Origin of the sequence: Pectobacterium punjabense (genome assembly GCF_012427845.1) — a bacterium.
In the GTDB taxonomy this organism is placed as follows: Bacteria; Pseudomonadota; Gammaproteobacteria; order Enterobacterales; family Enterobacteriaceae; genus Pectobacterium; species Pectobacterium punjabense.
On sequence record NZ_CP038498.1, the window covers coordinates 324,834 to 346,959 of the forward strand.

Below are 22,126 nucleotides of genomic sequence, written 5' to 3' on the forward strand. Positions count from 1 at the left end.
GGATGTGGTTCCGTACTCTTTTGTTTAATTGGAAGTTGACAGGCGTTTTACCGCCGTCTGTAAAGCATACTGATAACCATCTGCCCCCAGGCCACATATCACGCCGACCGCAACATCAGAAAGATAGGAGTGATGACGGAAAGGCTCACGTGCATGCACGTTGGACAGATGAATTTCGATAAACGGAATCGAGACCGCCAGCAAGGCATCACGCAGCGCAACGCTGGTGTGGGTGAATGCCGCCGGGTTAATCAGAATGAAGTCTGTGTTTCCTCTGGCCTGATGGATGGTATCGATCAGAACATGTTCCGCGTTGGATTGCAGATGGGAAAACTTCACGTTCAATGCCTGCGCCTGAGTTTCCAGTTCGCGGACAATGTCTGCTAGCGTCGTCTTACCGTATTTGTCGGGCTCTCGGGTTCCTAGCAGATTCAGGTTTGGACCGTTCAAGAGCAAAATGTGAAACTTTTCTGCCATTGTGCTGCTATCTCCCGCGATTGACCAAGATTGCCAAAACCGTGTCGCACAAAATAGCGCGAAGCTATTCGTTTGTCACCTTTCGTGATGCAAATTGTCCGACCCGAGAAAGTAAAGTCGTGCATTATAACCATATCGTGGCAATTCGCAGCTAAATACTGGTCTTATCTGCGGAGATATTCCTGCACCAAGGCGTGAAACAGCGTCAGTTTTACTGCGGCTCACAATCGGCTTTTCCTGTGCTAGCGCGGCGTTTAGCGCCACCATTGGCGAAATTTCTTATAACGGAACAGCAGCAATATCAGCGCCGCGAGCGCATACAAAATAGGCTGCGGTGAGAGCGTTTTAACTGACCAAAGATAGTGGATAGGCGCAAGGATGGCGACTAAATAGACGCAATTATGCAATTTTTGCCATTGCGATCCCAACTTGCGCATCATTATCTGTGGCGACGTCACGGCCAGCGCCAGCAAAATCAGCCAGCTTATGACCCCCAGTGTTAAATACGGGCGGGATATCAGTTCTTTACCCAACAACGCCAGATGGTTCAGACCCAGTTCCAGCAACGCATAACTTACCAGATGTAACGTCGCCCAGAAAAAACACCATAGTCCGAGGAGACGGCGGCAGCGAATCAATAGCGGCTGCTTGCCGTAGCGTGCCAGTGGCGTGACTAACAGCGTCGCCAGCAGCAACTTTAGCGCCATTCTGCCGGTAAAGTGCTGGATATCTTTGGCAGGGTCGGCGCTGAACCACCCCTGATCGACCGACAATATCAACCACAGCAGCGGCAGAAAACCTGCCAGATGGAGTAGCACTTTTAGCCGATTAATATGTTGTAAAGTCAGTCTCATACTGAGGTGAGTTCCTATCCCGGCAAGATGTTATGGCTAAAAATTGTCGCGCAAATTCAGGCCGCGATACAGCGAAGCGACCTGTTCTGCGTAGCCGTTAAACAGCAGCGTGGGTTGACGCTCAACGTTAAGTAAGCCACCGGAACCGATGACGCGCTCTGTGGCCTGCGACCAGCGCGGGTGATCCACATGGGGGTTAACGTTGGCATAGAAACCATATTCGTCCGAGGCCGCCAGATTCCATGTGCAAGGGGGGCGCTCACGAGTGAACCGGATATGTACGATGGATTTGATGTTTTTGAAGCCGTATTTCCACGGCGTGACTAAGCGGATGGGGGCACCGTTTTGCGGCGGCAGTGTCTTGCCATAAACCCCAACGGCCAGCAGCGCCAAGGGGTTCATGGCCTCATCCAGCCGCAGCCCTTCTACATAGGGATAATCCAGCCCGCCGCCCATGAAGCGATCTTTTTGCCCTGGCATCTGTTCCGGGTCGTAAAGCGTCTGAAACGCCACGTAGCGCGCATTGCTGGTGGGGTCGGCGAATTTAATCAGCTTAGCCAGCTCAAACCCAACCCATGGAATAACCATTGACCACGCTTCTACGCAGCGAAAACGGTAGATTCGCTCTTCCAGCGGGAAGCGTTTTAGCAAATCGTCGATATCCAACGTGAGTGGTTTGGCGACATCGCCGTCTATTTTGATGGTCCAGCCTTCTGTTTTTAGCCCGCCAGCATTGGCTGCGGGATCGGCTTTATCCAAGCCGAATTCATAGAAGTTGTTATAGCCCGTGACCTTATCTTCCGGTGTGAGCGGCAGATCGAGTTTCCAGTCGGCAGGTTGGCTAAATGTGAGCGGTTTACCCGGCGGTGCTTTGGGTTTATCACTGCCTTTAAACCAGGCCAGCAGGTCAGCCTGTGCGGAAAGCGGCAATGCGAGCGCTGCCGCAGAAATACCCAGCGCTTTTAAGACGCGCCGACGCTGATAGAAGAGGGATTCCGGGGTAACGTCGGCTTCCGTGAACTTGCGATGTTTTTGCATGTGAACTCCCGCCAGTCATTATTATTGTTGACGCAAAGTGGCGTTTTTACTGCTTGCCGTTCACTTAGTTACATACTCTAAATAATTCGAGTTGCAGGAAGGCGGCAAGCGAGGGAATCCCGATGAGCTTACTTAAGTAATTGATTCGGGTGAGTGAACGCAGCCAACGCACATGCAGCTTGAAGTATGACGAGTATAGATGAATTGCGGTAGAAACCGCGGTAGGAGAGAGGAAATACTTTTTTGCAGGGTGTAACAGCGCTCGAGATTACTGATAATGCGTTGAGCGATGATAATGGATAGATCGTAAAGACGCTGTAAATACATCCATGTACGCTCGAGCCGCGCAGATATGAATCTCATCCCTGAGATTCACCCTTTCAGGGCCGTCGCAAGCGACGTTCAAAGGCGTTCCTGACACCTTTGTCCCTGTCGCGGACGCTTTACTCTTCTATTCCATTATCACCGTTTTCGTTCCGCAAATTAATACGTCAACGAAATGCGTTAGCTGATTTTCACCAGCGTGCGGCCAGTGACTTTGTTTTCCAGCAGCGCAGCGGCGGTGGCTGGTACGTCTTCCAGCCCGATTTCCTGCGTGACTTGCTGATAAAACGACTCAGGCAGGATGGTAGCCAGACGCTCCCACGCTTGCTGGCGGCGAGCAAGCGGTGCCATTACGGAATCCACGCCTTGCAGGCGAACATTGCGTAAAATAAATGGCATCACGGTCGTTGGCAGCGCAATACCGCCAGCCAGACCACATGCAGCAACTGTTGCGTTGTAGTCCATCTGTGCCAGCAGCGTTGCCAGCACGTTGTCGCCGACGGTATCAATTGCGCCAGCCCAGCGTTGTTTTTCCAATGGGCGAGGCGTTCCACTGAATTCACTGCGATCCAGCACCTGTTTGGCGCCCAGTTTTTTCAGATAATCGGTATTATCAGCACGGCCGCTGACGGCGGTTACCTGATAACCTAGCTCTGCAAGCAGGGCGACAGCGGTACTGCCAACGCCGCCGCTGGCACCCGTCACAATAATGTCGCCGCTTTCTGGTGTCACGCCGCCATCTTCTAGCGCCATCACGCACAGCATCGCGGTAAAGCCTGCTGTGCCAAGGATCATGGCATTACGCGCATCCAGAGAAGCAGGGAGCGGCACCAGCCAATCACTTTTCACACGTGCTTGCTGTGCCAAACCACCCCAGTGGTTTTCACCCACGCCCCAACCGGTCAGGATGACAGGCTGGCCGACGGTAAACCGATCGCTGTCGCTGTGCCCTACAGTACCGACAAAATCGATCCCTGGAACCATCGGGAAATTACGAATAATTTTGCCTTTGCCTGTAATGGCAAGCGCATCTTTATAATTAATGCTGGACCAACTTATATCGACCGTCACGTCCCCGGCGGGAAGCTGCTCTGCGTCAATCTCGCGAATCTGAGCGTGGGTCAGTCCGTCTGACTGTTCAAGAACTAAAGCCTGCATGGGCTATCTCCTGTGGCAGGATTAAAATGGGGAAGTCATTAACGACTATATACCCGTCATACTTCAAGCTGCATGTGCGTTGGCGTCGCTTAGTTACCCGAATCACTTACTTGAGTAAGCTCATCGGGATGCCCTCGCTCGCCGCCTTCCTGCAACTCGAATTATTTAGGGTATAGTTATTACAGGTACTCTTTGTTAATAAAGGTACTATGTTGCTTGCCTATGCGAACTGATAAAAAACAACAAACTCGCAGAAATGACAATTATTTGGAATAGGACGCAGGGATGGGATTTACGACCAGATTCTCGATACTCGTGGTATTGCTGACGGCGCTCGCCATTTTTCTTATGCTTTTCAGTAGCATATTTAGCCTCTGTTACTATAGCCAGTCGCGAACGGAGCAACAGCTGCGTGAGGTCACGGCCAGTATCGATCAGGCGTTATTAGTGCAATCGCCTGAAAATATCCAGTATTGGTTGCCGGGGATGATGAAAACGGCGGGTATTGTCGTGCTGGAGATCCAGGATAACGACGCTACCCTCTATTCAATACAGTTGCCTGAGGCCAGTTGGGAACGCACGCATCTCTATCATGAAGTCGAATTCCCGCTGATGCATCATTTGAACATGACGATCGCCTTAAAATATGTCGACCCACTGATTGGTTTACCGCGCTTTGTGGTGTCTACCCTGTCGGTTTTGTTGGCCGCTGGCGTGATGCTCCTGATGCTGTACTTCTCCATCCGCTGGCTCCGCCAGCAGACTGCCGGACAGGAAGAGTTGGAAAAGCGTGCGCAGCGTATTCTCAAAGGCGAACGTGAATCAGTGATGCAGGGGTCGGTACGTGAATGGCCCGTCAATACTAGCGGGGCTCTCGATCAGCTGTTGTCCGATTTAGTGGAAGCGCGTGAGGAACGCGGGCGGGTCGATACCTTAATCCGCGCCTTTGCCGCACAGGATGCTGAAACCGGACTGAGTAATCGTCTGTTTTTTGACAACCAACTGACCACGCAGTTGGAAGATGGTGAAGAAGTGGGGACTCACGGTATTGTAATGATGATCCGCGTGCCAGATTTTGAAACGTTGCAGGAGACGCATGGTGATAACAATCTCCTTCAGGAATACCGCTTTACGTTAGTCAACCTGCTGTCGACGTTTGTCATGCGTTATCCCTCCGCACTGCTGGCACGTTATTTCAGCAGCGATTTCACCGTATTACTCCCTCACAGTACGTTAAAGGAAGCCAATGCGATTGCCACGCAACTGGTGAAAGCTATTGATATTCTCCCTGCTTGTCCACTTATCGATCGGGAGGAGGTTCTTCACATTGGTATTTGCGCCTATCGCGGTGGGCAAAGTGCTGAGCAGGTCATGGAAAGTGTGGAGGACGCGACGCGTAATGCGGTATTGCAGGGCGGTAACAGCTGGTGCGTGTTTGACAGGCAGGTGCCGGATAAAGGGCGTGGCAGCGTGAAATGGCGAACCTTGCTGGAACAAACGTTGGCGCGTGGCGGGCCGCGGCTGTATCAGAAGCCTGCTGTCACCAAAGAAGGGGTTGTGCATCATCGTGAAATGATGAGTCGGATTTATGACGGAGAACAGGAACTGCTCGCCGCAGAGTACATGCCTTTGGTTCAACAGTTGGGGTTGGCGACCAGCTATGATCGCCAACTTGTCGCTCGTATTGTTGATTTGTCGGCGAACTGGCCCGGAGAAACGCTGGCTTTACCGGTAAGTGTGGACTCACTTTTGCAAAAGCCTTTCTTGCGCTGGCTGAAAGAAATATTGCTGCAATGTCCGAAAACGCAGCGGCAGCGCATTTTATTTGAACTTGCTGAGGCCGATGTTTGTCAATATATCGGTCGCCTGCGCCCGGTTCTTACTGTAATCCTGGGATTAGGCTGTCGCCTGGCGGTAACGCAGGCGGGTCTGACACTGGTTAGCACGACGTATATTAAGTCGCTGCCCGTGGAGGTCATCAAGCTTCATCCCGGTTTGGTACGCAGTCTTGAGCGTCGCCCGGAAAATCAGCTTTTTGTGCAAAGTTTGACCGAGGCCTGTAAAGGCACGCAAACCCGTGTGTTTGCTGCTGGTGTGCGTACCAAAGAGGAGTGGCGGATGCTGCTGGGCAAGGGGGTTTATGGCGGGCAAGGCGATTTTTTTGCCGCATCAGTCCCCGTAACGGATGAGCTGAAAAAATATTCACCGCAGCATCGTGTTTAGTATAAACGTCCTGTTCAAATTGACGTAGAATGAGGCGTTTGTTAAATCGGTTAGTGTGTGCTTACGTTAGCGCCAATCCGATTAAATGTTAGATTTTATGTCCTGTGTTAGTGCAATTCTGTCGGGTAGACAGGGGTAAAATGCCTTGCTGCCTGAGGAGACGGCATTCTGTGTCTTCTCCCTGATGCCGACGTGCGCAACGCAGACTTATTTTTCACCGAAGCAGAGCCTTTTCGTGCCTTGTCGCTGCTTCGTGTGGTTGGTAAAGTAGGCGGATTTATTTTTCGCCCCCAGCTTGCAGGATTATCCTTTAGTTATGTTTAAGAAATTTCGTGGCATGTTTTCCAACGACTTGTCCATCGACCTGGGTACCGCCAATACCCTAATTTATGTTAAAGGGCAGGGCATCATACTGAATGAACCCTCTGTGGTTGCGATCCGTCAGGATCGTGCTGGTTCCCAAAAAAGCGTGGCAGCAGTAGGCCATGATGCCAAGCAGATGCTGGGCAGAACACCTGGGAATATCGTGGCGATTCGCCCGATGAAAGATGGCGTTATTGCCGATTTCCAGGTCACGGAAAAAATGTTGCAGCACTTCATCAAGCAAGTGCATAACGACAGCTTTATGCGTCCAAGCCCGCGTGTATTGGTGTGTGTGCCGGTCGGTGCGACACAGGTTGAGCGCCGCGCCATTCGCGAATCTGCGCTGGGTGCAGGTGCCCGTGAAGTGTTCCTGATCGAAGAGCCGATGGCGGCTGCGATCGGTGCTGGTATGCCAGTATCTGAAGCGACGGGTTCCATGGTAGTGGATATTGGTGGTGGTACGACGGAAGTTGCGGTGATCTCGCTGAACGGCGTGGTGTACTCCTCTTCAGTGCGTATTGGCGGTGACCGCTTTGATGAAGCGATCATCAACTACGTTCGTCGTAACTATGGTTCACTGATCGGTGAAGCGACGGCAGAACGTATCAAGCATGAAATTGGCTCTGCTTATCCGGGCGACGAAGTGCTTGAGATTGAAGTGCGCGGCCGTAACCTTGCAGAAGGTGTTCCACGTGGGTTCACGCTGAACTCCAATGAAATTCTGGAAGCGTTGCAAGAGCCGTTGACGGGTATCGTCAGCGCAGTCATGGCCGCGTTGGAACAGTGTCCGCCAGAACTGGCTTCCGACATTTCCGAGCGCGGTATGGTGTTAACCGGCGGCGGTGCGCTACTGCGTAACCTGGATCGTTTGCTGATGGAAGAAACTGGCATTCCGGTTGTGGTGGCTGAAGATCCGCTGACCTGTGTTGCCCGTGGTGGCGGCAAAGCGCTGGAAATGATCGACATGCACGGTGGCGATTTGTTCAGCGAGGAGTAATCCTGTCTGGAAAAAGGGGGGACCGGATGGATGAACGCCTGCGTTTTTCATCTCTCGTGGTTACCCCTTTTTTATTTGCCTGTAGCCCTATGGGGCGCTGCTTTGTGACGTTAAAAATCGCCAGGAGCGATTTGAGGTTGCTGTCGAGGAATACGCAAACTTTATGAAGCCGCTTTTTAGCAGGGGGCCTTCCCTGCAATTACGACTTTTTCTTACTGTCGTTACCGCGATTGTCGTGATCGTTGCGGACAGTCGGCTCGGTTCGTTCGCCAAAATCAGAACGTACATGGATACCGCCGTCAGCCCATTCTACTTTCTGGCAAATGGGCCGCGTCAGGCTCTAGACAATATGTCTGCGTCGCTGGCCACTCGTGAGCAATTAGGCCTTGAAAATACCGCGCTGCGTCAGGAACTGTTGATGAAAAACAGTGACCTTTTGCTGCTAGGCCAGCTCAAGCAGGAAAATGCACGGCTACGCGAACTGCTGGGCTCTCCGTTGCGTCAGGATGAGCAGAAGATGGTCACGCAGGTGATGTCCGCCGGAACCGACCCTTACAGCGATCAGGTCGTGATTGATAAAGGTCAGACGAACGGCGTGTATGAAGGGCAACCGGTCATTAGCGATAAAGGCGTGGTGGGTCAGGTTGTGGCGGTTGGCCAGTTTACCAGCCGGGTTTTATTGATTTGTGATGTTTCCCACGCGTTGCCGATTCAGGTGCTACGCAATGATATCCGCGTGATTGCCGCTGGTAATGGTTGTACCGATGATCTGCAACTGGAGCATCTGCCTAATAATACCGATATCCGAGTGGGCGACGTGTTAGTCACATCGGGTCTGGGCGGGCGTTTCCCTGAAGGGTATCCGGTCGCGGTGGTGTCATCGGTCAAAGCGGATACGCAGCGAGCTTATACGATAATTCAGGCTCGCCCGACGGCAGGGTTACAGCGTCTACGTTATCTATTGCTGCTGTGGGGCGTGGAAAATAACGCCAATACGTCGCTGCCGCCAGCGGAAGTGCATCGGGTTGCCAATGAGCGCCTGATGCAGATGATGCCGCAGGTGTTACCTTCACCTGATGAAATGGGGCCGCCGCTTCCACCTGATATCGCTGCGCCCACTGCCGAGTCGCCGAGAGGTCGCCAATGAACCGTTATCGCAGGCATGGCAACTGGATTATCTGGCTGTCTTTTCTGATCGCTATGGTGTTGCAGATTATGCCGTGGCCGGATGAAATCTACATGTTTCGCCCCTCTTGGCTGACGCTGTTTCTTATTTACTGGGTTATGGCATTGCCGCATCGGGTCAATGTCGGGACAGGATTTATATTGGGTCTGATTATGGACCTGATTCTTGGGTCTACACTGGGAGTACGGGCGCTGGCGTTGAGCATTGTTGCTTATCTGGTGGCCTTTAAATTCCAGCTGTTCCGTAATATGGCGTTATGGCAGCAGGCATTAATTGTCATGCTACTGTCGCTGTTGATGGATCTCACGGTGTTCTGGGCGGAATTTTTAGTTATTAATGTCTCTTTCCGACCGGAAACGCTCTGGAACAGCGTCGTTGATGGGGTACTCTGGCCGTGGCTGTTCCTGCTGATGCGTAAAATTCGTCGTCAGTTTACTGTGCAATAAGGTGATTCATGACCCTGCTTTATCTGGCTTCCGCTTCTCCCCGTCGTCGCGAACTGCTTACGCAGCTCGACATTCCTTTTGCTGTGCTGAATGCGGCGGTGGAAGAACAGCGTTTACCGGAGGAAGCGGCGGACGTTTACGTTCGGCGTCTGGCGCATGAGAAAGCGGCCGCAGGCGTCGCGATTGCACCGTTAGATTTGCCCGTGCTGGGGGCAGATACCATCGTAGTGCTGAACGGTCAGGTATTGGAAAAACCGCACGACGAAACCCACGCGGCAGAGATGCTGAGCCAGCTGTCTGGGAAACAACATCAGGTGATGACTGCCGTCGCGCTGGCAGATAAAGACGATATCTTGAGTTGTCTGGTGATAACCGATGTTACCTTCCGTCCGCTTTCGTCGCAGGATATCGAGCGATACATTGCCAGCGGTGAGCCGATGGATAAAGCCGGGGCTTACGGTATTCAGGGCAAAGGTGGGTGCTTTGTCCGGTCGCTTAACGGGAGCTATTACGCGGTGGTTGGACTACCGTTGGTAGAAACTCACGAACTATTCAGTAATTTTGCTGCGTTGCGGAGTGCAAGAGGAAAACATGACTGCTGAGTTACTGGTAAACGTTACACCGTCAGAAACGCGCGTTGCCTATATCGACGGCGGCATTCTGCAAGAAATTCACATTGAGCGTGATGCGAAACGCGGCATTGTCGGTAACATTTATAAAGGCCGCGTGAGTCGCGTTCTGCCAGGCATGCAGGCGGCATTTGTGGATATCGGTCTGGATAAAGCGGCATTCCTGCACGCGTCCGATATTATGCCGCACACCGAATGCGTTGCTGGTGACGAACAGAAGAATTTTCACGTCCGTGATATCGCCGAACTGGTGCGTCAGGGACAGGATCTTATGGTTCAGGTGGTTAAAGATCCGCTGGGAACCAAAGGCGCGCGTCTGACGACCGATATCACGCTGCCATCGCGCTATCTGGTGTTTATGCCCGGAGCCTCGCACGTTGGTGTTTCACAGCGTATTGAGAGCGAAGCGGAACGCGAGCGCTTAAAGAAAACGGTCGCGGAGTATTGTGATGATGACGGCGGTTTTATCATTCGCACCGCTGCGGAAGGGATCGGTGAAGAAGAACTTTCGCAGGATGCCGCGTTCCTGAAGCGTCTGTGGGGCAAGGTCATGGAGCGCAAAAAACGCAACCAGACCAAATGTAAACTCTACGGCGAAGTGGCGCTCGCGCAGCGAATTTTGCGTGATTTCGCCGGTGCGGCGTTGGATCGTATTCGGATTGACTCCCGACTGACGTATGAAGCGCTGCTGGAATTTACTTCCGAATATATCCCGGAGATGACCCGCAAACTTGAACACTATGCGGGCAAACAGCCGATTTTTGACCTGTTTGATGTGGAAAATGAGATTCAGCGTTCACTGGACAGAAAGGTTGAATTGAAGTCCGGTGGCTACTTGATCATCGACCAGACAGAAGCGATGACGACCGTTGACATCAACACGGGAGCATTCGTTGGTCACCGCAATCTGGATGAAACCATTTTCAATACCAATACGGAAGCGACGCAGGCGATTGCGCGACAACTGCGACTGCGTAACCTCGGCGGCATCATCATTATCGATTTCATCGATATGAATAACGAAGATCATCGTCGGCGGGTGCTGCATTCACTGGAGCAGGCGCTGAGTAAAGATCGGGTCAAAACCAGTATTAACGGCTTCTCTCAACTAGGATTAGTTGAGATGACGCGCAAACGCACGCGTGAGAGTATCGAACACGTGTTGTGTCACGAATGCCCGACCTGTCATGGTCGTGGTACGGTGAAGACGGTAGAAAGCGTCTGCTATGAAATCATGCGTGAAATCGTGCGCGTCCACCACGCTTATGACACCGACCGTTTCCTCGTCTATGCCTCACCCGCTGTCGGGGAGGCGCTAAGAAGTGAAGAATCGCACGCGTTAGCTGAGGTTGAAATTTTCGTCGGTAAACAGGTTAAAGTACAAATCGAACCCCTGTATAGCCAGGAGCAGTTTGACGTCGTAATGATGTAAATTCGTGCGCTCGTCGTCGGCGACGAAAGAAGGAGAAATTAGTGAGGCGACTGCCCGGAATACTCGTCATCACGGGTGCCACGCTTGTCGTGATGGTTGCGCTGTTAGTCAGCGGCTTAAGACTAGTGCTGCCACAGCTCGATCATTTTCGGCCACAACTGGTGACCTGGGCGCAGTCTGCTGCTGGCGTCCCGCTCGAAATCGGCTCAATGACGGGGCGTTGGGAATCCTTTGGCCCCACGTTGGAAATTGAAAAATTTCGCACGTCGCTGCCGGAATCAGACTGGCAGGTTGAGCGCATTACGCTGGCACTGGATGTGTGGCAGTCGCTGTTGCACGGGCGCTGGCAGTTTCGCGATCTCACGTTTCATCAGTTAAAGCTCGATCTTAATAGCCAATTTAACGGGCAAAAGCAGGATAGCAAACTGATGGAGTCAGGGAAGGTCAGCGATCTTTTCCTGCGCCAGTTTGACCACTTTGACCTGCGCGATAGCCAGATTACCTTTCTTACCCCTTCCGGTTCCCGAGCGGAGCTGAGTATTCCTCAACTGACCTGGTTGAACTCCGACAAACGGCATCGTGCAGAAGGTTTGATCAGCCTGTCGAGCTTTAACGGCCAGCATGGCGTGGTGCAGATGCGCATGGATTTGCACGATGAACGGGGGTTGCTTGGCAACGGCACGTTCTATCTGCAAGCGGACAATATCGATATGAAGCCGTGGCTCAGCCGCTGGATGAAAAGCAATACCGGGCTGGAAAGTGCTGATTTTAGTCTGGCGGCGTGGCTCAATGTCCGTGATGGTGGTATCCACAGTGGTGATGTGCTCCTCAATCAGGGGACGGCAAGCTGGGGCGAAGGTAGCGATGCACATCGCCTGAATGTCGATGACATGACGCTGCATGTTAGTCGTCAGGAAAACGGCTGGCAGGTGGAGGTTCCTGAGTTGAATCTGGCAACGGATGGCATCGCCTGGCCGAAAGGCCGGCTCTCCGCGCTCTGGCTGCCAAAAAATGAACACATGCTGGGGCCCGATCGGCAGGAAGAGCTACGCATTCGAGCCAGTAATCTGGCGCTGGAGCGGGTAAGCACGCTGCTTCCACTGTTGTCCGGTACGACGCCAGCTTTGAAAGCGCACTGGGATGAACTGCAACCGAAGGGCACATTGAATGCCGTTGCCGTCGATATCCCTCTGCAACAGCCAGAGAGAAGCCGCTTTCACGCCAATTGGCAGGATGTAAGCTGGAAGCAGTGGAAACTGCTGCCAGGAGTCGATCACTTTTCCGGTTCTGCGCGCGGTAGCGCCGAACGTGGCCAGGTTAGCGTCGCATTAAAACAGAGCACGTTGCCCTATGTGGATATGTTCCGCGCGCCGCTTGAAATCAAGCAGGCCAGCGGCACGATAGACTGGCGTGACGACGATCAGGGGCTGGCGCTCTGGAGCCATGGTCTGGATGTGCAGGCGAAATCACTGTGGGCTAACGGTGATTTCCGCTATGAACAGCCTACCAAGCAAGAACCGAAGCTGGATATTCTGGCTGGCATCCGGCTGACCGATGCGGCGGATGCCTGGCGCTATTATCCCGAGTTGTTTATGGGCACCGAGCTGGTGGACTACCTGAGCGGTGCGCTGAAAGGCGGCCGTGTCGATAACGCCACGCTAATTTTTGCCGGTAATCCGCAGCATTTCCCGTTTATGCACAACGAAGGCCAGTTTGAAGTCTGGGTGCCGGTGAAAGAGGCCACCTTTGAGTTTCAGCCTGGCTGGCCTGCGCTGACGCCGCTGGATATCAATCTGGATTTTGCCAACAACGGTCTGTGGATGTTTGCGCCGCAAACCTGGCTAGGTAAGGTGGCAGGCAAAAATATTAGTGCAGTCATTCCCGATTATGAAAAAGAGATGCTGCTTATTGATGGTGAACTGGATGGTTCAGGGCCTGAAGTGGGCAACTATTTTCATCAGACGCCGCTGAAATCCTCGCTGGGTACGGCACTGGATGAGCTGAAAATTGGCGGGCCGGTGAAAGGCACACTGCATCTGGATATTCCGCTTGTTGGTGATGATGTCCGCGCCAGTGGCGATATTACGCTAAACAATAACAGTCTGTACATCAAACCGTTGGATACCACGATTAAGAATCTCACGGGTAAGTTCCGCTATGAAAACGGCAATTTACGCAGTGAAACGCTACAGGCAAATTGGCTGAATCAGCCGATGGCAGTCAACTTCACAACAGAAGAGCAAGCGAAGGCTTTTTTGGTGAATGTAGGATTGCAGGGTGAGTGGCAACCCGCGCTATTGCCCGGTTTACCGGCATCGGCAAGCAAAGCGCTGTCCGGCACGGCAGGCTGGAAGAGTACGGTTGCTGTCAACCTGCCGCACTCGGGTAAAACCACCTACAATGTTGATGTACAGGCTGATTTAAACAAAGTAAGCAGTCACTTACCTAACCCGCTAACTAAGACAACTGGCGAGAGTTTACCTCTAGAGGTAAAAGCCAGCGGTGACTTAAATGGTTTTACTATGCAGGGACGGCTGGGTAAGGACAACCACTTCAATAGCCAATGGCTGCTGAAAGGCGATAACGTGACGCTGGCACGGGCAAGCTGGCAAAATGCGGCAACGGCAGCGCCTGAATTGCCAGAAGATGCCGCGCTGGTGCTCGATCTTCCGCCATTGGATGCTGAAAGCTGGCTGGGGCTTTTGCCATCTCTGCGTACCTCGGCGTCAGTGGAAGGGAAAAAAGCGCGGAGTTCTCTTCGTTTCCCTGAAGTGGTGACGCTGCGGACGTCCGAGCTGCAACTGTTGGGACAGCAGTGGCACGATCTGGAAATTACGCGCAAAAATACGCTTGGCGGCAGTGAAGTGCAGGCGAAAGGACGCGAAATTGACGGAACGGTTGCGATACCTAATCGTGGCATGTGGCGCAGCGACATCAATTATCTCTACTACAATCCTCAATGGAAAGGGAATGAAGCGACCAATCCGGTGGCTCTGGCGGAGAAAAAATCGCCGCTGAACGATCCGAGCATCAGCTTTGAAGACTGGCCGTCGCTGGCGGTGAACTGCCGCCAGTGCTGGATTATCGGGCAGAATATGGGGCGTATTCAGGGAACGCTACTACCAGAAAAGGAAAAACTAACGCTGACGGACGGCCTCATTGATACAGGTAAGGCTCGCCTGACGGTCAACGGTACCTGGCAGGAAAACGCAGAAGGCGTACGGACCGCGCTAAAAGGCCGTCTGACGGGGGAGAGTCTGGAGCAGAATGCTAACTGGTTTGGTGTCGATTCACCGCTGAAGGCCGGTTCTTTCGATGTGGATTACGATCTGTATTGGCGTGGTACACCTTGGGCGCCGGATATTGCCAGCCTGAGTGGGATATTGCACACACGCATTGGCAAAGGTGAAATTGCCGAAGTGGGCGCCGGTCAGGCAGGGCAACTGCTGCGTTTATTGAGCTTCGATGCGCTGATGCGTAAGCTGCGGTTTGATTTTAGCGATACGTTTGGTCGGGGGTTCTATTTCGACTCGATTCGCAGTACTGCATGGATTAAAGACGGCGTGCTGCATACTGATGATATGCTGATCGACGGGCTGGAGGCGGATATCGCGATGAAAGGCGATCTCGACCTCGCTAAGCGACAGGTCAATATGGAAGCAGTTATCGCCCCGGAAATTTCTGCGACGGTGGGTGTGGCGACCGCATTTGCTGTCAATCCGGTTATAGGGGCCGCGGTGTTTGCTGCCAGCAAAGTGCTGGCGCCGCTATGGAACAAGATTTCGCTGATTCGCTACCAGATTTCCGGTAGCCTCGATCAGCCAAAGATTCAGGAAGTGCTGCGTGAGCCGAACAAGAAGAAAGGCGAATAATGCCGTTAGGGCAGCGCAGTATACTCAGCCGATTATCTGATAAAGAGTGAAAAACTATGAGCCTTTCGTTTGTCAGTGAGCAGTTACTCACCGCCAATAAATTGAATCTTGACGATCTCGCCGCTGTGCTGGGGTCGCTTAATGAGCGTCGTCTGGACTATGCCGATCTCTATTTCCAGTCCAGCTACCATGAATCTTGGGTACTGGAAGATCGCATCATTAAAGACGGGTCTTACAATATCGATCAGGGCGTGGGTATCCGGGCGATTGACGGTGAAAAGACCGGGTTTGCGTATGCCGATCAGATCACGTTGAATGCATTACATCAGAGTGCGCAGGCAGCACGCAGTATTGTACGGGAACAGGGCACTGGAACGGCGCATACGTTGGGTGAAGTGTCACATCGTGCGCTCTATCCGACGTTGAATCCGCTGGATAGTCTGACGCGTGAGGATAAAATTGCACTGTTGCAACGTGCGGATACGGTTGCTCGTGCTGCGGATACGCGGGTGCAGGAAGTGTCAGCGAGCCTGACTGGCGTGTATGAACTGGTGCTGGTGGCTGCGACCGATGGCACGCTGGCGGCGGATGTGCGTCCACTGGTGCGTCTGTCAATCAGCGTGCTGGTTGAAGCTGAAGGTAAACGTGAGCGCGGTAGCAGCGGCGGCGGCACGCGTGGCGGCTATGCGTATTTCTGGGAAGTGACGGACGGCGAACCGCGCGTCGATGCGTGGGCGAAAGAAGCTGTGCGCATGGCGCTGGTTAACCTGTCGGCGGTGGCCGCACCCGCAGGGCCGATGCCTGTAGTGCTAGGCGCAGGCTGGCCGGGCGTGTTGCTGCATGAAGCGGTGGGTCACGGCTTGGAAGGTGATTTTAACCGTCGCGGTACGTCAGTGTTCAGCGGGCAGATGGGTAAACTCGTCGCGTCAGAGCTGTGTACGGTGGTGGACGATGGCACGTTGAGCGGACGTCGCGGCTCTCTCTCAATGGACGATGAAGGCGTTCCGGGGCAGTACAATGTCCTGATTGAAAACGGTATTCTTAAAGGCTACATGCAAGACAAGCTGAATGCTCGCCTGATGGGCGTTGCGCCGACGGGCAACGGTCGCCGCGAATCTTATGCGCATCTGCCGATGCCGCGTATGACCAACACCTATATGCTGGCTGGCAAATCCACGCCGGAGGAGATTATCTCCAGCGTCGAATATGGCCTGTATGCGCCAAACTTTGGCGGGGGTCAGGTGGATATCACCTCTGGCAAGTTCGTCTTCTCGACGTCCGAAGCGTACCTGATCGAAAAAGGTCGTATCACCACGCCAGTCAAAGGTGCGACGCTGATTGGCTCTGGCATTGAAGCGATGCAACAGATCTCTATGGTCGGCAACGATCTAGAGTTGGATAAAGGCGTCGGTGTGTGTGGTAAAGAAGGGCAAAGCCTGCCAGTCGGCGTGGGTCAGCCTACGCTGAAGCTGGAAAGCCTGACCGTTGGCGGCACGGCGTAGTTTGCTCTGATCCTCCTTTAAAACCGCGCTTTATGAGCGCGGTTTTTTTCTTGGGTTGTGAGGTAATGGAGTAAAAAATCAGGAAACCGCGGCAATAATCGACTTGAGCTGCTGGATGTGTATTTCATCTCGCTGTACCAAGACGTCTTCCTTAATTTTGAGAACAATGCCTTTTAACAGGTCTGTTGTGCTGGAGATGTTTGTCGCGGCTTTTAGTTCGTCGATGTCTGCCGCGACATGTCTGCCTTTAAGAGAAAGACGTTTCTCGGATTTTCCTTTTGCCAAATCACTTTGCAGAAAACGCGGGATATCTTGTGCTGCTATGCGGTCGGCCGCCAGTGTATGAAGATAGTATTTCATCAGAGTGGGAATAAAATCGGGCTCGCCACCTAATTCGCAACTTGCCAGATTCAGGATGTCTATCATGTGCGCAGGGACTCTGCTTTCCAGCGCCTTACGCTGTACATCCAGCGCTTTCTTAATCATGGGCGTAGACTGATGGGGAATGGTGGCAACATTCCCGCAGCGATTGCAAACGCCAACCAAAACCTGTCTCACCACGCCACTGTTGTCGCTGAATGGGACGTCTTTAAGCTGAAATGTCGCAGTTTCAAGTGACTGGCATGTGTTACAGATAATGGACTGTGTATCGCCGACTTTGAAAATTTTCATGTCATCGCCTCAATGGTGGACGCTAATAAAGACACAATCCGGCTCGGTAAAATACCATTTGATATACCACGGTATTCCCCGATGGCGGCAACGGATGATATGAACATCAATATGCGCTGCAAAATGATGGGGTGAAGACGCGTAGGATGTCCCCGCAGATTGATAAATAATATCAATGAGTTCTGTTATTGATGCTTGCCCAGTTGCCAGCAAGTTCTTCGTACTGATGTTCCCTCTGGCTTCATGCAACACATTACCCGACTGCAAACAGACAATAAGCTGCTTTTTGGCATCCTTGAATCCCATCCCTTCACCCATATTGTACGAATTTATTCGTACGTCATCCATGTGATTTTTACTTTCTTGAACGAAAGAAAGAGGTATAACGCACGAATGGTGGTATGGGGATGTGTTTTGTATGAAAGAGGGAAACGCCTCGCATTTTCCTCTTTGCACAACCTATTTTTTTTCCTCGCCATGGTCTTGCCGATAGCCTTGATACGTCAGGGCGACGTTTTTGAAGTATTCCGTCATGTAGTTAATGCAGACCTGTACTTTTAGCGGCAGGTTGTCTTTGCGAGTGTAGAGCGCGTAGACCGGGCGCGGGTCGGAGTGGTAGCGATTGAACAGAATCTCGATTTCGCCGCGCTTGATCTCGTCCACGATCCACATCAGCGGAACGTATGCGATGCCCGCTCCGGCCTTGAGCCAGCGTACCAGCGTTTGTGGGTCGTTAGTGACAAAACGCCCTTGTGGCGTGACGCGGGTCGAAATGCCTTCCGGTGCGATTAGTTCAAATTCGCTGTCGGGCCGTACGCTGTATTCCAACCAGGAAAAGTTCACCATATCTGCTGGCTTATCCGGTGTGCCGTGCTGCGCCAGATAGCTTTTCGCGGCGCAAACTACCATCGGCATCGAACCTAAGCGTTTCGAAAACAGGCTGGAATCCTGTAGCGCACCGACGCGAATGACGATATCCAATCCGTCGGCAATCAGGTCGGGAGCGGGAATCCCGGTGACCAGATTGACGGACAAACCGGGATATTCCTTCAACATCTCCGCAGTCATAGTGGACAACACATTCTGTGCCATGGTGGACGAACTACCAATGCGCAGCGTGCCGATCGGCGTGTTGTTGAAGGCATAAAGCTGTTCATGAACCTCATGTGCTTCATGCAGCATGCGACGGCAGCCGTGATAGTAAATCTTCCCCGCCTCCGTCAGCCCAATACTGCGCGTACTGCGGTTAAGCAGCTTAATTTGTAGTTCATCTTCAAGCTTGGTGACGGTCTGGCTGACGGCGGATACGCTCATCTGCAACTGGCGAGCGGCGGCGGTAAAAGAACCAAATTCCACCACGCGGGCAAATACCGACATACTCTTTAGTCTTTCCATTATTCACTCTGGCTTAAAAGTGATTTAGATCACACTATGTAGATAAGGTGATAATAAGCAGCCATAATATAGCCTATCCGGTGGTGCCGGGTGGAACATTGTCTGCTCAGGGTCCTCAATGATTATAATTATTTACTCAATATAAGTAATACGCTGATTTCCCATCGTTAGTCATCGCTACTCATCAGTTTAACGCTATCTCATTCGCTGGCAGCCAGCCTGCGGGATGAAGCGCTTTTGTCTATGCTGAACGTCAGTATCAGACAACATAATTTACCATCCGGTAGCGAACCTGCGCGCTACCGCTACCTAATAGAAAAAAGGAAAAGAGGATGAGTTCACTCCCGGTTATGGTGCTGTTCGGTCTGTCATTTCCCCCCGTATTTTTTGTGTTGCTGGTGTCATTGACCCTATTTTTTGTCGTGAATCGCCTGCTGCAACCAACGGGGATCTATGACTTTGTCTGGCATCCGGCGCTGTTTAACAGCGCGCTGTTCTGCTGCTTGTTCTATTTACTGTTCCGTTACGGCCTGTGAGGCATCTGTGAAAAATTTCTTTTTAACCTTGTTTAGGCAGCAGGCCGTGCTGATAAAAAAACTGAGCCGTGTTGTCATCACGCTGGTGGTTGTGCTGTGTGCGATTGTGGCCATTTTCCGTGTTTGGGCGTTTTATACCGAATCGCCCTGGACGCGTGACGCTAAATTTACTGCGGATGTGGTGGCAATCGCGCCGGATGTCAGCGGCTTATTGAGCGATGTTCGCGTGACGGACAATCAACTGGTGAACCAAGGCGATGTGCTGTTTGTCATCGATCAGCCGCGTTACCACCAGGCTGTTGCGCAGGCGGAAGCCGATGTTGCTTACTATCAGGCGCTGGTAACCGAAAAACGTCGGGAGTCAGGACGTCGTGCGCGGCTGGGCGTCAGCGCGATGTCACAGGAAAATATCGATCAGTCTAGCAATGCGCTAGAAACCGCAACACACCAGCTTGCTAAAGCGCAGGCGGTATTGTCGCTGGCGAAACTGGAGTTGGAGCGCACCGTGGTACGCGCCCCTGCCGACGGTTGGGTGACCAACCTGCATGTGCAGAGCGGTGAATTTATCGAACGTGGTAATACGGCAGTGGCGCTGGTGAAGAAGGATTCGTTTTACCTGCTGGCGTACATGGAAGAGACCAAACTTGAAGGTGTCCGCCGCGGCTATCGTGCGGAAATCACGCCGCTGGGTAGCGAAAAAATATTTTACGGTACGGTCGATAGCGTGGCGGCTGGGGTAAATAACAGCAGCAATAGTGCGAATACGAAAGGCCTGGCTAACGTAGATTCCAATCTGGAGTGGGTGCGTTTGGCACAGCGCGTGCCGGTAAAAATTCGTCTCGATCGGCAAATGGGTGACCTCTATCCGGCTGGTACCACGGCGACCGTGGTGATTACCGGCGAGCAGGTCAACAATGATAAAAAACCGTCACCGCTCATTCGCCTGCTTTATCGCCTGCGTGAGTTTGGCTAAGTGAGGCGATGATGAAAACTGCGTCGTTGACCCGCCCCATGTTCTTTACGACACCGAAATTTGCACGCCTTCGCTTTGCTTTCAAACTGAGTTTTGCGATTGTGCTGTCCCTGTTTCTGGGGTTCCATCTCCAGTTAGAAACCCCACGTTGGTCGGTGCTGACGGCGGCAATTGTCGCTGCTGGCCCGGCATTTGCCGCAGGCGGTGAACCGTTCTCCGGTGCGATTCGCCATCGTGGCATGCTGCGTATTGTTGGGACTTTTATCGGCTGTATTGGCGCACTTGTCATCATTATTGCCACCGTTCGTGCCCCTGTGGTAATGCTGATGTTGTGCTGTATTTGGGCAGGTTTCTGCACCTGGGTATCCTCGCTGGTTAAAGTTGAAAACGCCTATGTATTCGGGCTGGCAGGCTATACCGCACTGATTATTATTGTGTCGACGCAGGGGACGCCGCTGTTGACGCCGCAGTTCGCTGTGGAGCGCTGTAGCGAGATTGTGCTGGGCATCGTCTGCGCCATTCTGGCTGATTTACTGTTCTCTCCCCGTTCGATCAAGCAGGATGTTGACCGCAGTATCGGCGAATTATTAGTGGATCAGTATCGGTTACTGCAACTCAGCATGAGCGAGACGGAGAAAGAAGCGATAGATGCGGCATGGCACGCGCTGGTGCGCAAAACGACTGCGCTAAACGGCATGCACAGCAGCCTGATGCTGGAGTCCTCGCGCTGGCAGAATAGCAATCGCCGCTTAACGTCGCTGCATACGCAATCGCTCACGATGATTACACAGGCGTGTGAGACCTACCTGATTTTGCAGGACGTACCGACTCCCGTAAAAAGTAGCCTGAAACGGGTGTTAGATCAGCCCGTTGAGTCATTCCGTGATGTGCATTGCCGTGTGAAAGCATTGCGCCATCTGATCGCGCTTGACAGCCGTGACGTGCCGCCTACGCTGGTCAGTTGGGTAGGGGCTGCAACGCGCTATCTGCTATTGGCGAAAGGGGTGCAGACCAACGGGCGTATCACGGCGATTGAAGCTGACGTGCTGAACAGCGATGTTGAAGTTAAAGCGCCATCAGCCGAAACCCATCATGCCATGATCAACGGCTTACGTACCGGCGTGGCGACGGCGCTGGGTTGCCTGTTTTGGCTCAGTACCGGCTGGACCTCTGGCAGCGTGTGTATGGTGATGATTGCGGTGGTGACGTCGCTTGCCATGCGGTTGCCGAATCCACAGATGATGGCGAAAGATTTTCTGTTTGGGACGATCTACGCGCTGCCGCTGGGTGCGCTGATGTTTATGTTTATCATGCCATCAACGCAGCAAAGTATGCTGTTGCTATGCCTAAGCTTGGGGGCGATGGCTTTCTTTCTTGGTCTTGAAGTACAAAAGCGTCGGCTGGGCTCGCTGGGGGCATTGGCCAGTACAATCAATATTCTGGTACTGGATAACCCGATGACATTCAACATTAGTCAGTTTCTGGACAGCGCGATCGGCCAGATCATCGGTTGTTTTCTGGCGTTGATGGTGATCCTGCTGATCCGGGATAACACCAAAGCACACACGGGGAGAACGCTACTAAACCGCTTTGTGTATGGCGCGGTTTCGGCGCTGACGACTAACACGACGCGGCGCAAGGAAAATCACTTGCCAGCGCTATACCAGCAGCTGTTCCTACTGCTGAGCCGCTTCCCTGATGACATTGCCAAGTATCGCCTCGCGCTGTGGCTGATCATCATGCACCAGCGTCTGAGAACGCTGGATATTCCGCAAAATACAGCACTGTCTGCCTTTCATCGTCAAATTCGTGCGACGGCGGAGCAGGTGATTTCAGCCCGACGCGATAGCACACGTAGTCGCTATTTCACGCAGCTGTTGGATGAGCTTGAACGCTATCAGCAGATGCTGACAGAACAACAGCTTCCCACGAGTGTGACTGCGCCAGTAGGGCGATTAACTGGGATTTTACGTGATTATCAGCATGCGCTAAGTAACTAACATTGGGGGAGACGGTACGAGCAGGGCGCTATTTATGTGATGAGTTTCA

General features: G+C 52.7%; 18 protein-coding genes. 11 read left to right on the top strand and 7 right to left on the bottom strand.

Going from position 1 to position 22,126, the window contains the following annotated elements; all coding sequences use genetic code 11:
• Positions 1 to 24 precede the first annotated feature (24 nt).
• The 4 genes from aroQ to acuI form a co-directional block, all read right to left on the bottom strand.
• Positions 25 to 477 carry a type II 3-dehydroquinate dehydratase gene (gene aroQ / locus E2566_RS01495; RefSeq protein ID WP_107170712.1) on the bottom strand — a complete coding sequence of 151 codons (453 nt, stop codon included), beginning with the start codon at positions 475 to 477 and terminating at the stop codon, positions 25 to 27.
• Positions 478 to 731: 254 nt separating this feature from the next.
• Complete coding sequence (msrQ, locus tag E2566_RS01500; RefSeq protein ID WP_107170713.1) at positions 732 to 1,331, bottom strand: protein-methionine-sulfoxide reductase heme-binding subunit MsrQ; 600 nt, start codon at positions 1,329 to 1,331, stop codon at positions 732 to 734.
• 36 nt (positions 1,332 to 1,367) lie between these two features.
• On the bottom strand, positions 1,368 to 2,369 hold the full coding sequence (gene msrP, locus E2566_RS01505; RefSeq protein ID WP_107170714.1) for a protein-methionine-sulfoxide reductase catalytic subunit MsrP: 1,002 nt from the start codon (positions 2,367 to 2,369) through the stop codon (positions 1,368 to 1,370).
• A gap of 504 nt (positions 2,370 to 2,873) precedes the next feature.
• Positions 2,874 to 3,851 (bottom strand): acrylyl-CoA reductase (NADPH), encoded by a 978-nt coding sequence (acuI, locus tag E2566_RS01510; protein ID WP_107170715.1) that lies wholly within the window; start codon positions 3,849 to 3,851, stop codon positions 2,874 to 2,876.
• Positions 3,852 to 4,136: 285 nt separating this feature from the next.
• On the opposite strand from acuI, the gene csrD reads away from it, so the two are divergent.
• From csrD to tldD, 8 genes are all read left to right on the top strand, one after another.
• On the top strand, positions 4,137 to 6,074 hold the full coding sequence (gene csrD, locus E2566_RS01515; protein ID WP_107170716.1) for an RNase E specificity factor CsrD: 1,938 nt from the start codon (positions 4,137 to 4,139) through the stop codon (positions 6,072 to 6,074).
• Positions 6,075 to 6,390: 316 nt separating this feature from the next.
• On the top strand, positions 6,391 to 7,434 hold the full coding sequence (gene mreB / locus E2566_RS01520) for a rod shape-determining protein MreB (protein WP_107170717.1): 1,044 nt from the start codon (positions 6,391 to 6,393) through the stop codon (positions 7,432 to 7,434).
• A gap of 163 nt (positions 7,435 to 7,597) precedes the next feature.
• Positions 7,598 to 8,581 carry a rod shape-determining protein MreC gene (gene mreC / locus E2566_RS01525; protein ID WP_107170718.1) on the top strand — a complete coding sequence of 328 codons (984 nt, stop codon included), beginning with the start codon at positions 7,598 to 7,600 and terminating at the stop codon, positions 8,579 to 8,581.
• Entirely contained in the window at positions 8,578 to 9,066 is a 489-nt protein-coding gene (mreD, locus tag E2566_RS01530) for a rod shape-determining protein MreD (RefSeq protein ID WP_107170719.1), read from the top strand. Before mreC ends, mreD begins: the two co-directional genes overlap by 4 nt.
• A gap of 8 nt (positions 9,067 to 9,074) precedes the next feature.
• Entirely contained in the window at positions 9,075 to 9,668 is a 594-nt protein-coding gene (locus tag E2566_RS01535) for a Maf family protein (protein ID WP_107170720.1), read from the top strand.
• Positions 9,658 to 11,127: a ribonuclease G gene (rng, locus tag E2566_RS01540; RefSeq protein WP_005975412.1), complete on the top strand. Its 1,470-nt coding sequence runs from the start codon at positions 9,658 to 9,660 to the stop codon at positions 11,125 to 11,127. Before E2566_RS01535 ends, rng begins: the two co-directional genes overlap by 11 nt.
• A gap of 41 nt (positions 11,128 to 11,168) precedes the next feature.
• Entirely contained in the window at positions 11,169 to 14,999 is a 3,831-nt protein-coding gene (gene yhdP / locus E2566_RS01545; protein WP_107170721.1) for an AsmA2 domain-containing protein YhdP, read from the top strand.
• 56 nt (positions 15,000 to 15,055) lie between these two features.
• The gene (gene tldD / locus E2566_RS01550; protein WP_107170722.1) at positions 15,056 to 16,501 is read left to right on the top strand and encodes a metalloprotease TldD; all 1,446 of its coding nucleotides are present in this window, start codon (positions 15,056 to 15,058) and stop codon (positions 16,499 to 16,501) included.
• A 78-nt stretch (positions 16,502 to 16,579) separates the two neighbouring features.
• Here the strand turns inward: tldD and E2566_RS01555 are convergent, their stop codons facing one another.
• The 3 genes from E2566_RS01555 to aaeR all read right to left on the bottom strand — a co-directional run bounded on the left by E2566_RS01555 (position 16,580) and on the right by aaeR (position 18,568).
• Positions 16,580 to 17,173, bottom strand: coding sequence for a hypothetical protein (locus E2566_RS01555; protein WP_107170723.1), 594 nt, complete (start codon positions 17,171 to 17,173; stop codon positions 16,580 to 16,582).
• Between the two features lie 9 nt (positions 17,174 to 17,182).
• Positions 17,183 to 17,521: a hypothetical protein gene (locus E2566_RS01560; protein ID WP_107170724.1), complete on the bottom strand. Its 339-nt coding sequence runs from the start codon at positions 17,519 to 17,521 to the stop codon at positions 17,183 to 17,185.
• A 111-nt stretch (positions 17,522 to 17,632) separates the two neighbouring features.
• Positions 17,633 to 18,568, bottom strand: coding sequence for an HTH-type transcriptional activator AaeR (gene aaeR / locus E2566_RS01565; RefSeq protein ID WP_107170725.1), 936 nt, complete (start codon positions 18,566 to 18,568; stop codon positions 17,633 to 17,635).
• A 332-nt stretch (positions 18,569 to 18,900) separates the two neighbouring features.
• Here aaeR and aaeX point away from each other — a divergent pair, with 332 nt between their 5' ends.
• From aaeX to aaeB, 3 genes are read left to right on the top strand one after another with little or no spacing between them, the layout of a single operon-like run.
• On the top strand, positions 18,901 to 19,104 hold the full coding sequence (gene aaeX, locus E2566_RS01570) for a p-hydroxybenzoic acid efflux pump operon protein AaeX (protein WP_005975424.1): 204 nt from the start codon (positions 18,901 to 18,903) through the stop codon (positions 19,102 to 19,104).
• A gap of 7 nt (positions 19,105 to 19,111) precedes the next feature.
• The gene (aaeA, locus tag E2566_RS01575; protein ID WP_107170726.1) at positions 19,112 to 20,077 is read left to right on the top strand and encodes a p-hydroxybenzoic acid efflux pump subunit AaeA; all 966 of its coding nucleotides are present in this window, start codon (positions 19,112 to 19,114) and stop codon (positions 20,075 to 20,077) included.
• Between the two features lie 11 nt (positions 20,078 to 20,088).
• Positions 20,089 to 22,077 (top strand): p-hydroxybenzoic acid efflux pump subunit AaeB, encoded by a 1,989-nt coding sequence (aaeB, locus tag E2566_RS01580; RefSeq protein ID WP_107170727.1) that lies wholly within the window; start codon positions 20,089 to 20,091, stop codon positions 22,075 to 22,077.
• The last annotated feature ends 49 nt before the right edge of the window (positions 22,078 to 22,126 follow it).

Coding starts and splice junctions, on each gene's coding strand:
- E2566_RS01555 (WP_107170723.1), bottom strand. CDS start 17,173: ATGAAAATTTTCAAAGTCGGCGATACACAGTCCATTATCTGTAACACA.
- tldD (WP_107170722.1), top strand. CDS start 15,056: ATGAGCCTTTCGTTTGTCAGTGAGCAGTTACTCACCGCCAATAAATTG.
- aroQ (WP_107170712.1), bottom strand. CDS start 477: ATGGCAGAAAAGTTTCACATTTTGCTCTTGAACGGTCCAAACCTGAAT.
- mreB (WP_107170717.1), top strand. CDS start 6,391: ATGTTTAAGAAATTTCGTGGCATGTTTTCCAACGACTTGTCCATCGAC.
- aaeX (WP_005975424.1), top strand. CDS start 18,901: ATGAGTTCACTCCCGGTTATGGTGCTGTTCGGTCTGTCATTTCCCCCC.
- E2566_RS01535 (WP_107170720.1), top strand. CDS start 9,075: ATGACCCTGCTTTATCTGGCTTCCGCTTCTCCCCGTCGTCGCGAACTG.
- msrP (WP_107170714.1), bottom strand. CDS start 2,369: ATGCAAAAACATCGCAAGTTCACGGAAGCCGACGTTACCCCGGAATCC.
- E2566_RS01560 (WP_107170724.1), bottom strand. CDS start 17,521: ATGGATGACGTACGAATAAATTCGTACAATATGGGTGAAGGGATGGGA.
- mreC (WP_107170718.1), top strand. CDS start 7,598: ATGAAGCCGCTTTTTAGCAGGGGGCCTTCCCTGCAATTACGACTTTTT.
- aaeB (WP_107170727.1), top strand. CDS start 20,089: ATGAAAACTGCGTCGTTGACCCGCCCCATGTTCTTTACGACACCGAAA.
- aaeR (WP_107170725.1), bottom strand. CDS start 18,568: ATGGAAAGACTAAAGAGTATGTCGGTATTTGCCCGCGTGGTGGAATTT.
- mreD (WP_107170719.1), top strand. CDS start 8,578: ATGAACCGTTATCGCAGGCATGGCAACTGGATTATCTGGCTGTCTTTT.
- csrD (WP_107170716.1), top strand. CDS start 4,137: ATGGGATTTACGACCAGATTCTCGATACTCGTGGTATTGCTGACGGCG.
- acuI (WP_107170715.1), bottom strand. CDS start 3,851: ATGCAGGCTTTAGTTCTTGAACAGTCAGACGGACTGACCCACGCTCAG.
- rng (WP_005975412.1), top strand. CDS start 9,658: ATGACTGCTGAGTTACTGGTAAACGTTACACCGTCAGAAACGCGCGTT.
- msrQ (WP_107170713.1), bottom strand. CDS start 1,331: ATGAGACTGACTTTACAACATATTAATCGGCTAAAAGTGCTACTCCAT.